At 65.7% G+C, this 12,514-nt stretch carries 8 protein-coding genes; 7 read left to right on the forward strand and 1 reads right to left on the reverse strand.

Features of this window, described 5'->3' with window-relative positions:
• Nucleotides 1-71: 71 nt before the first annotated feature.
• The 3 genes from RBR52_RS02815 to dsbD all read left to right on the forward strand — a co-directional run bounded on the left by RBR52_RS02815 (nucleotide 72) and on the right by dsbD (nucleotide 3,985).
• The gene (locus RBR52_RS02815) at nucleotides 72-1,022 is read left to right on the forward strand and encodes an ATP-binding cassette domain-containing protein (protein WP_320375647.1); all 951 of its coding nucleotides are present in this window, start codon (nucleotides 72-74) and stop codon (nucleotides 1,020-1,022) included.
• Between the two features lie 23 nt (nucleotides 1,023-1,045).
• Nucleotides 1,046-1,834: an ABC transporter permease gene (locus RBR52_RS02820; RefSeq protein WP_320375648.1), complete on the forward strand. Its 789-nt coding sequence runs from the start codon at nucleotides 1,046-1,048 to the stop codon at nucleotides 1,832-1,834.
• 168 nt (nucleotides 1,835-2,002) lie between these two features.
• A complete protein-coding gene (gene dsbD, locus RBR52_RS02825) occupies nucleotides 2,003-3,985 on the forward strand; it encodes a protein-disulfide reductase DsbD (protein WP_320375649.1) in 1,983 nt (660 codons plus the stop codon).
• Between the two features lie 13 nt (nucleotides 3,986-3,998).
• Here the strand turns inward: dsbD and RBR52_RS02830 are convergent, their stop codons facing one another.
• Nucleotides 3,999-6,086, reverse strand: a complete 2,088-nt coding sequence (locus RBR52_RS02830) for a molybdopterin oxidoreductase family protein (RefSeq protein WP_320375650.1) — start codon at nucleotides 6,084-6,086, stop codon at nucleotides 3,999-4,001.
• 144 nt (nucleotides 6,087-6,230) lie between these two features.
• Here RBR52_RS02830 and RBR52_RS02835 point away from each other — a divergent pair, with 144 nt between their 5' ends.
• From RBR52_RS02835 to RBR52_RS02850, 4 genes are read left to right on the forward strand one after another with little or no spacing between them, the layout of a single operon-like run.
• Nucleotides 6,231-7,007 (forward strand): TetR/AcrR family transcriptional regulator, encoded by a 777-nt coding sequence (locus RBR52_RS02835; protein WP_320375651.1) that lies wholly within the window; start codon nucleotides 6,231-6,233, stop codon nucleotides 7,005-7,007.
• A gap of 31 nt (nucleotides 7,008-7,038) precedes the next feature.
• Nucleotides 7,039-8,835, forward strand: a complete 1,797-nt coding sequence (locus RBR52_RS02840; protein ID WP_320375652.1) for an acyl-CoA dehydrogenase C-terminal domain-containing protein — start codon at nucleotides 7,039-7,041, stop codon at nucleotides 8,833-8,835.
• Nucleotides 8,836-8,857: 22 nt separating this feature from the next.
• Nucleotides 8,858-11,260: a 3-hydroxyacyl-CoA dehydrogenase/enoyl-CoA hydratase family protein gene (locus tag RBR52_RS02845; RefSeq protein ID WP_320375653.1), complete on the forward strand. Its 2,403-nt coding sequence runs from the start codon at nucleotides 8,858-8,860 to the stop codon at nucleotides 11,258-11,260.
• Nucleotides 11,261-11,280: 20 nt separating this feature from the next.
• Nucleotides 11,281-12,480 (forward strand): acetyl-CoA C-acyltransferase, encoded by a 1,200-nt coding sequence (locus RBR52_RS02850; protein WP_320375654.1) that lies wholly within the window; start codon nucleotides 11,281-11,283, stop codon nucleotides 12,478-12,480.
• Nucleotides 12,481-12,514: the final 34 nt, after the last annotated feature.

The following is a 12,514-nucleotide window of genomic DNA, read 5'->3' on the forward strand; positions in this document are numbered from 1 at the left end:
AAAACGCCAGCAGTTGCTGGCGTTTTTCGTGACAGAAGCAGTTTTCACAGCTTGCCCGTAGCATGCCGAGCATGCTTGACAGCAAATTCCGCCCGCTCGATACGCCGTCATCCGCCGCAGTGCTCGAACTCGATCAGGTCTACAAACGCTATGGCGATCTGCAGGTTGTCGATGGCTTGAGTCTGCGACTGTCGCGCGGCGAGTGTTTTGGGATCATCGGTCCCAACGGCGCGGGCAAGACCACCACCATTCAGCTTTGCCTCGGTCTTGCCCGACCCGATCGGGGGAAAATTTGGCTGATGGGGCAGCCGGTGCCGCAGGCGGCGCGGCAGGCCCGTTTGCGTGTGGGCGTGGTGACGCAGTTCGACAGCCTCGATCCAGACTTCACGGTGGAAGAAAACCTGCTGGTGTTCGGGCGCTATTTCGGACTGCGCGACGCCGAGTTGCGTCCGCGCCTGCCGCAGTTGCTGGCCTTTGCCGCGCTCGAATCGAAGGCCCGGGCGCGTATCAGCGAGTTGTCGGGCGGCATGCGAAGGCGGCTGAGTCTGGCGCGGGCGCTGGTCAACGATCCCGATCTGATCTTTCTCGACGAGCCGACCACCGGGCTCGATCCGCAGGCGCGTCATCTGATCTGGGAGCGCCTGAAGGTGTTGACCGCGCAGGGCAAATCCCTCCTGCTGACGACCCACTTCATGGACGAAGCCGAACGCCTGTGCCATCGCATTCTGGTGCTCGACCACGGCCGTCGTATCGCCGAAGACACGCCGCGCGGACTGATCGCAGCCCAGGTCGAGGCCGAAGTGATCGAGATGGACGGCGAGGGGCTCGACGCCGCCGAAGCCTTGCTGCGCCCGCATGTGCAACGCCTGGAGCGCAGTGGAGATGGCTTGTTCGCCTATATGACGCATGGAGCCGAGGCCTTGCGCGCGCTGGAGGCGCTGCCCGGCCTGCGGGTCTTGCACCGCCGCGCCAATCTCGAAGACGTGTTCCTCAAACTCACCGGTCGGCAATTGCGCGATTGATGCCACCCGCTTCGAAGCAGCCGATGAACCTGTCTGATCTCGCTTTCAACGAGCGCCGACGGTGGCGCTTTTTCCCCATCTGGCGACGCAATTTTCTGGTGTGGAAAAAGCTCGCCGTTCCCAGCCTGATCGGCAATATTGCGGAACCGTTGATTACGCTTCTGGCGTTCGGTTTTGGCGTGGGCGCGCTGGTGGGGACGGTGGGCGGCGTGCCCTACATCCAGTTTCTCGCCTCCGGCGCGATCTGCATGAGTGTGATGATGGCGGCGAGCTTCGAGGCGCTGTATTCCGCGTTTTCACGCATGCATGTGCAAAAAACCTGGGACGCCATCCTGGTGACGCCGACCTCGCTCGACGATGTGCTGTTGGGCGAGCTGACCTGGGCGGCCACCAAATCGCTGTTCAGCGGCGTGGCCATACTCGCGGTCATCGTCGTTCTGGGCATCAGCCGGGAGTGGGCTCTGCTCGTCGCGCTGCCCCTGCTGCTGCTGACCGGCCTGGTGTTTTCGGCCATCGGTCTCATCGTCAACGCCAGGGCGCGCGGCTACGACTTTTTTACCTATTACTTCACCCTGGTGCTCACGCCGATGACATTTCTCTCCGGTGTGTATTTTCCGCTGAGCGCGCTACCCTTGCCGCTGCAATGGCTGGCGCAGGCGCTGCCGCTGTACGCGGCGGTCGAACTGGTGCGCCCGCTGTTTTTCGGGCGGTTCGACCCCAGGGGCGGTTTGCATCTCGCCGTGCTGATATTCGATCTGCTGCTGGCCTGGTGGCTGGCGCGCACGTTGACGCAGCGTCGTTTTCGCGCCTGAATCCCATGCGAGCGCCGGGTATTTCGGTCGGTGCAGCAGGGCAAGTCCCAAGGTATTCAAATATGACGTTGCGCTTATATTCCAACCCGGCAGGCAACCGCGTCGCCTGTCGCGCTGTCAGAGTTTGGTGCGGCGCGCGACCACATCACAAGACAAGGGAGACCGTTCATGCGTCACGGCATTTCATCCACGTTGCAGGCATCGCGTTTCTGGGCAGGGCTCAGTCGCGCTGTTTTGGGGTTTTTTCTGCTCTGGGCAGGAGTTTTGCTGCCTGTGGCGAACGCGCAGCAGGCGGATTTCCTGCCGCCGGACGAAGCCTTCCAGTTCACCGCCAAGGCACAGGACGCCAAGACCGTGCTGCTGCAGTTCAAGGCGCACGACGGCTACTACCTGTACCAGGAACGGTTCCATTTCGAGCCGCAGACGCCGGGCGTGGAACTCGGCAAGCCAGACTTTCCTCCGGCGCACAAGATTTTCGATAAAAACCTCGGTCACGAGGTGTTCCACTACCGCGGGCTGGTGTCAATTCCCCTGCCCGTGATCAAGGCGCCCGCTTCGTTCAAGGTGCTGGTGACTTATCAAGGCTGTGCCGATGCCGGGCTGTGCTATCCGCCGATCGAAAAGCTCGCCACCGTCAGTCTGACCGGTTTCGGCGGCAACGGCACGGTGAGCCTCTCCGAACCCGACGAAGAGGGCGGCGGCGCGCCCGCGGCAGTCGGCAGCGGGGCCGGCGGCCTGGTGCAGGGACTGATGGGTGCGGCCAGCACGGCGCAGCCGGCGGCCTCTGGTGCGACTGCATCGGCCCAGGCCGAGACGTCGGCCGCGGTCACCGCGCCGGCGGCAACGGCCCAGGTTGCGCAAGGTGGTGATTCGTCGCGCATCGGTGCGGCGCTGGCCTCGGGCAGCCTGCTGACCATCATTCCGATGTTCCTGGTGTTCGGTCTGCTGCTGGCTTTCACGCCCTGCGTGCTGCCCATGATTCCGATTCTGTCGAGCATCATCGTGGGGCAGGGCGAGAAGGTGTCGCGCGGGCGCGGCTTCGCCTTGGCCGTGGCCTATTCGCTGGGCATGGCCATTGTGTACACGGCCTTTGGCGTGGCGGCGGGCCTGCTCGGGCAGGGACTGGCAGCCTCGCTGCAGAACCCGTGGGTGCTGTCGGTATTCGCCTTGCTGCTGGTGGCGCTGTCGCTGTCGATGTTCGGTTTCTACGAGCTGCAAGTGCCCAGCGCGCTGCAAAGCAAGCTCTCGAACACCTCCGACAAGATGCAGGGCGGGCATTTCGCCGGGGTGTTCATCATGGGCGGCATTTCGGCGCTCATCGTCGGACCCTGCGTGGCCGCACCGTTGGCTGGCGCCCTGCTCTACATCAGCCAGACCGGCAATGCGCTGATCGGCGGCGTGGCCCTGTTCTCGCTGGCCGCGGGCATGAGCGTGCCGCTGCTGCTCGTCGGGCTGGGCGCGGGCACTTTGCTGCCCAAGGCGGGCGGCTGGATGGATGGGGTCAAGGCCTTTTTCGGCGTGCTGCTCATCGCCACCGCGCTCTACATGATCGCCCCGGTTCTGCCCACTTGGTTGCTGATGGTGCTGTGGGCGCTGCTGCTGCTCATCAGCGCGAGCTTTCTGCGGGTGTTCGACCGCCTGCCCGACGAGGCTTCCGGCTGGAAGCGGCTGTTCAAGGGATTCGGCGTGGCCCTGGCTGTGGCGGGAGTGATGCTGCTGGTCGGTCTGGCCGCGGGCAACCGCAATCTGCTGCAGCCGCTCGCAGGTCTGGGTAGTGGTGCGGGTACGGTGGCCGCGGTGCCCGCAGTGCAGTTTCAGCGCATCAAGACCGTGGCCGATCTCGACCGCGTGGTCGCCAGCAGCAGCAAACCCGTCATGCTCGACTTCTACGCCGACTGGTGTGTGTCGTGCAAGGAGATGGAGCACTTCACTTTCACCGACCCGGCGGTGGCGCAGCAAATGGCGGGCTTGACGCTGATTCAGGCGGACGTGACGCACAACACCGCAGACGATAAAGCGCTGCTCAAGCGCTTTCAGTTGTTCGGCCCGCCCGGGATCATCTTCTTCAAGGATGGCAAGGAAGTCGGCCGGGTGGTCGGCTTCGAGGATGCCAAGACCTTCCTGACGTCGATGCAGCGCGCCGGGGTTTGACGGCGTTGATGGTTCACGCAGCGGCCACTTCCACCAGGCAGTCGTAGAAGCACGGCCCCTTGCCCAGATCGGTCAGGCGCTGGTGGGTGAGGGCGTTGACATTGTTGCCGTCTGCGGTGAGCTTGCGCCACCACAGCCCCAAGCCGACGATCTGGCCGGGGCGGGTGCGGGTGCTGACTTGCGCGCGGCAGAGGTAGCTGCCGCGGTCGTTGAAGGCACGCACGCTCTGGCCTTCGACGATGTCGCGCGCTGCGGCGTCTTCCGGGTGGATGAGCAGCGCGGGTTCGCCTTCGAGCTTGCGCAGGCTGTCCACATTGACGAAGCTGGAGTTGAGGAAGTTGCGCGCCGGAGGCGAGATCATGGCCAGCGGGTAGCGCGCCGCCAGTTCGGGCGCGGTCTCCAGGCATTCATAGGGCAGCAGCACCTCGGGCAGCGGGTCGCGTCCGGCATCGGCTTCGCGTTGCGACCAGAGCTCGCACTTGCCCGAAGGGGTGGGAAAGCCGCCGTGTGCAAACGGCGCGGCCGCGCCGGGCAGCTTGGCCCAGCCGCTGGCCTGCAATTGCTCCCAGGTGATGTTGCCGTTGCGCGGATCGTCGGCGATGGACTGCGCGGCAATCTGCTCGTCGCTTTCGGCAAAGCAGGGGTCGCTGAAGCCCATGCGGGAGGCCAGCAGACGAAAAATCTCGGTATTCGGCTTGGTCTGACCCAGCGGCGCAATGGCCGGGTTGTTCGCCATCCAGTAACGGTGGCCGTAGGACTTGTGCACGTCAAGGTGTTCGAGCTGGGTGGTGGCGGGCAGCAGGTAGTCGGCGTAGTCGGCGGTGTCGGTCTGGAAATGCTCCAGCACCACGGTGAACAGATCGTCGCGGGCGAAGCCGGCGCGCACCTTGTCTGCCTCGGGCGCAACCGCCAGCGGATTGCTGTTGTAGACGATCACCGCCTCGACTTTCGGGCCGAATTCGCTGGACGAAGGCCGCAGCAGATCGTCGCCGAGGCTCACCATATTCAGGGTGCGCGGGTTGCGCCCGGCGAGCAGATCGGGACGTTTGAGTGCAGCGCTGTTGGCGGAGAAATGGTTGGAGCTCGACAGCAGCAGGCCGCCGGCCTCGTGCCGCCAGGCGCCGACCAGCGCGGGCAGGCAGGCGATGGCGCGCACCGCATTGGCGCCGCCGCGCACCCGCTGCAGGCCGTAGTTCAGGCGGATGGCAGCGGGAGCGAGCGTGCCGTAGTCGCACGCCAGTTGACGGATTTGTTCCGCTGGCACGCCGCAGATCTCGGCGGCGCGCTCGGGTGGCCACTGCAGTGCGCGTTCGCGCAGTGCGGCAAAGCCCACCGTGTATTGCGCGATGTAGTCGTGATCGAGCCAGTCGTTGACGATCAGTTCGTGCATCAGCGCATAGGCCAGCGCGGCGTCGGTGCCGGGGCGCAGTTGCACATGGTCGTGGCATTTCTCGGCGGTGTCGTTGCGCCAGGGGTCGATGCACACCAGCCGCGCGCCGTTGCGCTTGGCGCGCTGCGCGTAAGTCCAGAAATGCAGATTGCTGGTGATGCTGTTGCTGCCCCAGATGAGAATGAGCCGGCTGTGTTCGAACTGCTCCACGTCCAGACCCAGCTTGCCGCCGATCACGGCCTTGAGCCCCGCCTCGCCTGCGGTGGAGCAGATGGTGCGGTCGAGCAGACTGGCGCCGAGGCGGTGAAAAAAGCGCGCGGCCATGCTTTCGCTTTGCACCAAACCCAGGGTGCCGCCATAGGAATAGGGCAGGATGGCCTGCGGATCGCGCGCGGCGATGTCCTTGAGTCGGGCGGCGATGTCGTCCAGCGCCTCGTCCCAGCTCACCGGCGCGAACTGCCCGCTGCCCTTGGGGCCGACGCGCTTCATCGGCTGCAGCAGACGGTTCGGGTGATAGGTACGCTCGGTATAGCGCGAGACCTTGGCGCACAGCGCGCCATGCGTGGGGGGATGGTCGGGGTCGCCGCGCACGCTCACGGCCACGCCGTCGCGCACGTTGACGAGCAGCGCGCAGGTATCGGGGCAGTCGTGCGGGCAGGCGGCGCGCACGACGGTGTCTTGGGCGGAAGCAGCGGAGGAAGACTCGGACATGGCGACGGTATCAGGAATCAGGAATGAGTCGTCGAGTTTAGGCGGCAAACCCCTTCGTTGCAGTTTGCGGTTGACAAAACGGCGAGAATCAGAAATAGTACGACCGTTCGTTTTTTAACACACCTTTTTGCGACTCCATTGGCAATGACTGCCCGCCACTCTCCGATCTCTGCTCGCCGTGCGCCGCATCGAGCGACGAGCGCTCAAACGGCCGCCAAACGCAGCATCGGTGCGAGCCTGCCTGTCGAGCCGGTCAGCACCGGTTCAGCCAAGGGGCGGCAGACGCGACAGGCCATCGTCGAGTGCGCGCTGCAGATGGCAGGGCGCATCGGGCTGGAAGGGCTGTCCATTGGCGTGCTGGCCGATCGGATGGAGATGAGCAAATCGGGCGTGTTCGCGCATTTCGGTTCACGCGAGGAATTGCAGATCGCCGTCATCCGCCACTATCACGACCAGTTCGAGCAAGAGGTGTTCTATCGCGCCATCGAGCAGCCGCGTGGCTTGCCGCGTCTGGCGGCGATGGTGCAGCGCTGGCTGCAGCGGGTGAGCGTGGAAATGGAGACCGGCTGCATCTACATCTCCAGCGCGGTGGAATTCGACGATCGTCCGGGCCCGGTGCGCGACGCGCTGGTGGCCATGATCCAGACCTGGCACGACGCGGTGCGCCGCGCCATCGCGCAGGCCATCGACTGCGGCCACCTCAAGCCCGACACCGATGCGCAGCAACTGATGTTCCAGATTCACGGCTACATCCTGGCGCTGCATCACGACGCGCGGCTGCTCAGGCTGCCCAACAGCCTCGCGCTGGCCTGCCGCAGCCTGGATGCGCTGCTGCGCGACCGCGCCACGCCCACAGGACTGCCGCTGCTTTTGCCCTGCCTGCCCGAGGAGCGCAGCGCGGGCGATTGCACGCAGCGCTGACCGTTTTCGAGACTGATTTCAGGAGACTTCAATGCCCCATTACACCCCGCCGCTGCGCGACATGCAGTTCGTGATGCACGAAGTGCTCGACGCCACAGGCCTGCTCGGCGAACTGCCGCAGTATGCGGAGGTCGACGCCGGCCTCATCGACCAGGTCTGCGAGGAGGCGGGCAGGTTCTGCAGCGAGGTGCTGCAGCCGATCAACGCCAGCGGCGACGCGCAGGGTTGCCGCTACGACCCGCAGACGCATGCGGTGACCACCCCCGAGGGGTTCAAGGCGGCGTGGGATCAATTCGTTCAGGCGGGCTGGATGGGGCTGACCGCCGAGGCGCGGTTCGGCGGTCAGGGGCTGCCGCATATGCTGGGCAGCGCGGTGCACGAAATGCAGAACGCGGCCAACCAGGCCTGGTCGATGTACCCCGGTCTGACGCAGGGGGTGATCGAGCTGCTGGGCGTGCACGGCAGTGAGGAACAGAAGGCGCTGTACCTGCCCCGGCTGGTCGCCGGCGACTGGGCGGGCACCATGTGCCTGACCGAGCCGCACTGCGGCACCGATCTCGGCCTGATCCGCACCAGGGCGGTGCCGCAGCCAGACGGCAGCCACAAACTCACCGGGCAGAAGATTTTCATCTCGGCGGGCGAGCACGATCTGGCGGCAAACATCGTCCACATGGTGCTGGCCAAGCTTCCCGATGCGCCGCAGGGGTCGAAGGGCATTTCGCTGTTCGTCGTGCCCAAGTTCGTCGCCGACGCCGCGGGAAACGTCGGCGCGCGCAACGGCATTTTCTGTTCGGGCATCGAGCACAAGATGGGAATCCACGGCAACGCCACCTGCCAGATGACCCTCGAAGACGCGCAGGGCTGGATGGTCGGCGAGCCCAACAAGGGGCTGGCGGCGATGTTCCTGATGATGAACGGCGCGCGCCTCGGGGTGGGAATGCAGTCGCTCGGTCTGACCGAGGTCGCCTACCAGAACGCTCTGGCCTACGCCCGGGAGCGGCTGCAAATGCGCGCGCTGTCCGGGCCGAAATACCCCGACAAGCCGGCCGACCCCATCCTGGTCCACCCCGACGTGCGGCGCATGCTGCTGACCGCGCGCGCCTGGGCTGAGGGCGGGCGCTTCCTCGCCTACTGGACTTCGCTGCTGCTCGACCGTTCGCTGCACCATCCGGACGCCGCAGTGCGCCAGGATGCCGACGACCTGGTGTCGCTGCTCACCCCCATCGTCAAGGCCTTCATCACCGACAACGGCCTGCAGGCGACCAACGAATGCCTGCAGGTATTCGGCGGCCACGGCTACATCCGCGAATGGGGCATGGAGCAATTCGTGCGCGACGCCCGGATCAACCTGATCTACGAGGGCACCAACACCATCCAGGCGCTCGACCTGCTCGGGCGCAAGGTGTTGATGGATGGCGGCGCGCGGCTGCGCAAGTTCGGCAAGATCCTCACCGACTTCATCGAGGAAGAGGGTGTGAACGAGGCGATGCAGGAGTTCGTCAACCCGCTGGCCGATCTGGCCGACAAGGTGCAGAAGCTCACCCTGGAACTCGGCATGAAGGCCATGGTCGACAAAGACGAAATCGGCGCGGCTGCGGTACCCTATCTGCGGGTCGCGGGGCATGTGGTGTTCTCCTACGCCTTCGCCCGCATGGCGCAGGTGGCGCTGCGCAAAATCGCCGCAGGCGACGACACGCCGTTCTACCGGGCCAAGCTGCAGACTGCGCGCTTCTATTTCGCGCGGCTGTACCCCGAATCGGCTGCTGCGATCCGCATGGCGCGCAGCGGCGCCAAGAACCTGATGGACACCGAGGCGGTGTTCGCCTGAGTCCCCCGAAGGAGCAACCCATATGACGACACAGACCCTCCCTATCCGCAAAGTCGCGGTGCTCGGCGCCGGGGTGATGGGCGCGCAGATCGCCGCCCATTGCATCAACGCCCGGGTGCCGGTGGTACTGTTCGACCTGCCCGCCAAGGAAGGCAACAGGAACGGCATCGTCGACAAGGCCGTGGCCAATCTGAAAAAGCTCAGCCCGGCGCCGCTGGGCGATGCCGCCGAGGCCAGCCTGATCACCCAGGCCAACTACGACACCGACCTCGAACTGCTGCAGGGCTGCGATCTGGTGATCGAGGCCATCGCCGAGCGCATGGACTGGAAGCACGATCTGTACAAAAAGGTCACGCCGCATCTGGGCGCCAACACCCTCTTCGCCTCCAACACCTCGGGGCTGTCGATCACCGCGCTGTCCGAGGGTTTCGACGCCGACCTGCGCCGTCGCTTCTGCGGGGTGCATTTTTTCAACCCGCCGCGCTATATGCATCTGGTCGAGCTCATCCCCACCGCGAACACCGATGCGGCGCTGCTCGACCGGCTCGAAACCTTTCTCACCACCACGCTGGGCAAGGGCGTGGTGCGCGCCAAGGACACGCCCAACTTCGTCGCCAACCGCGTGGGCGTGTTCTCCATCCTGGCGGTCATCGAGGAGGGCGAGAAGTTCGGTCTGGGCATCGATGTGATCGACGACCTCACCGGCACCAGGCTCGGCCGCGCCAAGAGCGCGACCTTCCGCACTTCCGACGTGGTCGGGCTGGACACCATGGCCCACGTCATCCAGACCATGCAGGACACCCTTCCTGCCGACAAGGACCCGTTCGCTGCGCTCTACGCCACTCCGCCGGTGCTGGCCACGCTGGTCGCGCGCGGCGCGCTGGGTCAAAAGACCGGCGCGGGTTTCTACAAGAAGGTGGGCAAGGACATTCTGAAGTTCGACCCGGCCAAGGGCGACTATGTGCCCGGCGGCGGCAAGGCCGACGACATCGTCGCGCGCATGCTCAAAAAACCGCCGGCCGAGCGGTTCAAGCTGCTGCGTGAATCGAGCAATCCGCAGGCGCAGTTCCTGTGGAGCATTTTCCGCGATGTCTGGCATTACGTCGCGCTGCATCTGGCCGAAATCGCCGACAACGCCCGCGACCTCGACTTCGCCATCCGCTGGGGTTTCGGCTGGAACGAAGGCCCGTTCGAGACCTGGCAGGCAGCGGGCTGGAAGCAGATCGCCGGCTGGATTTCCGATGACATCGCCGCCGGCCGGGCGCTGTGCAGCGCGCCGTTGCCCGAATGGGTGGGCAGGGTCGACGGCGTGCACAAACCCGAGGGTTCCTACTCGGCGGCCAAGAACGCCTACGTGGGCCGCTCGACCCTGCCGGTCTACTCCCGCCAGCCTTTCCGTCAGGCGGTGCTGGGCGAGAACGCACCCGACCCGCGCACCGCGGGCAGGACGGTGTTCGAGGATGAATCGATCCGGCTGTGGACCGCTCCCGGCGCCGACGAGGTGCTGGTGGTCAGTTTCAAGACCAAGATGAACACCATCGGCCCCGGAGTCATCGCCGGATTGAACCGCGCGGTGGAACTGGCCGAAGACGGTTACCAGGGTGTGGTGGTGTGGCAGCCGACTTCGCTGTCGGGCGGGCCGTTTTCCGCCGGCGCCGATCTGCAGGCGATGCTGCCGGCGTTCATGGCGGGCGGCGCGAAGGCCATCGAGCCGGAGGAGAAGAAGCTGCAGGACCTGGCGCTGACCCTGCGTTACGCCCAGGTTCCGGTGGTCGCCGCGGTCAGCGGACTTGCACTCGGCGGCGGCACCGAGCTGAGCGTCTACTGCGCCAGGCGGGTCGCGCATTTCGAGAGCTATATGGGTCTGGTCGAAATGGGCGTCGGGCTGATTCCCGGAGGCGGCGGCCTGAGCTATCTGGCCCGACGTGCCGCAGAGCAGGCGCAGGGCGGCGACATCCTGCATTTCCTCAAGACCGGATTCCAGGCCGCGGCGATGGCCACGGTGGGCAAGTCGGCGCAGGAATGCCGCAATCTGGGCTATCTGCAGCCCGGCGACGTGGTGGTGATGCACTCACACGAACTGCTGCATGTGGCCATCGGCCAGGCGCAGGCGATGGCCGACGCCGGCTACCGTCCGCCGCTGCCCGGGCAGACCTTTCCGGTGCTCGGCCGCAACGGCATCGCCACCATCCAGGCGCAACTCGTCAACCTGCGCGACGGCGGCTTCATCTCGGCTTACGACTTCGAGATCGCCACCCGCATCGCCACCGTGCTGTGCGGCGGCGACGTCGAGGAAGGGGCGCAGGCCGACGAGGCCACGCTGATGGCGCTGGAACGCAGGCACTTCTGCGAGTTGCTCGGCCAACCCAAGACCCAGGAACGCATCATGGGCATGTTGCAGACCGGCAAGCCGGTGCGCAATTGAACCGCCGCCAGGAGAACGACATGAGCAAACAAGTGCAAGACGCCTACATCGTCGCCGCCACCCGCACCCCGGTGGGCAAGGCCCCGCGCGGGATGCTGAAAAACTATCGTTCCGACGATCTGCTGGTGCACGTCATCCGCGCCGCGCTGGCGCAGGTGCCGGGCCTCGATCCCAAGCTGATCGAAGATGCCATCGTCGGCTGCGCGATGCCCGAGGGCGACCAGGGCATGAATGTGGCGCGCATCGCCGCGCTGCTGTCGGGCCTGCCAGACAGCGTCGGCGGGGTCACCGTCAACCGTTTCTGCGCTTCGGGATTGACGGCGATCCAGATGGCAGCCGACCGCATTCGCGTCGGCGAGGCCGATGTGATGATCGCCGGCGGCACCGAGAGCATGAGCCGCGTGCCGATGGGCGGATTCCACCCCAGCTTCAACCCGGCGATCTTCGCCAACGACGAGCATGTGGGCATCGCCTACGGCATGGGCATGACCGCCGAGAAGGTCGCGCAGCAGTGGAAGGTGAGCCGCGAGGAGCAGGACGCGTTCGCGCTGGCCTCGCACCAGAAGGCGCTGGCCGGGACTGCGGCAGGCGAGTTCAATGAAGAAATCACCCCGCTGGACATCGTCGAGAAGTTTCCCCGCCTGGGCACGGCCGAGGTGGACATCAAGACCCGCAGGATGACCGTCGACGAAGGCCCGCGCGCCGACACCACGCTCGAAGCGCTGGCCAGGCTCAAGCCGGTGTTCGCCGCCAAGGGCAGCGTGACGGCGGGCAACAGCTCGCAGACTTCCGACGGCGCCGGCGCGCTCATTCTGGTGAGCGAGAAGATTCTGAAGGCATTCAACCTCACGCCGCTGGCGCGTTTCGTCAGTTTCGCGGTCAGGGGCGTGCCGCCCGAGATCATGGGCATCGGCCCGAAGTTCGCCATTCCGGCGGCGCTGGACAAGGCCGGGCTCAAGCTCGACGACATCGGCTGGATCGAACTCAACGAAGCCTTCGCCGCGCAGTCGCTCGCCGTGGTGAAGGATCTGGGCATCAACTCCGAAGTGCTCAATCCGCTGGGCGGCGCCATCGCCTGGGGTCACCCGCTGGGCGCCACCGGCGCCATCCGCGCGGCCACGGCGATCCATGGCATGCGTCGCCGCAAGGTCAAGTACAGCATGGTGACCATGTGCATCGGCACCGGACAGGGGGCGGCGGGGATTTTCGAGAATGTCTGACCCATCGCATGGCCAAGGCCCGGGCTGACGCGCC

The sequence above is a fragment of the Thiomonas sp. genome (genome assembly GCF_034007205.1).
Lineage (GTDB): Bacteria > Pseudomonadota > Gammaproteobacteria > Burkholderiales > Burkholderiaceae_C > Thiomonas.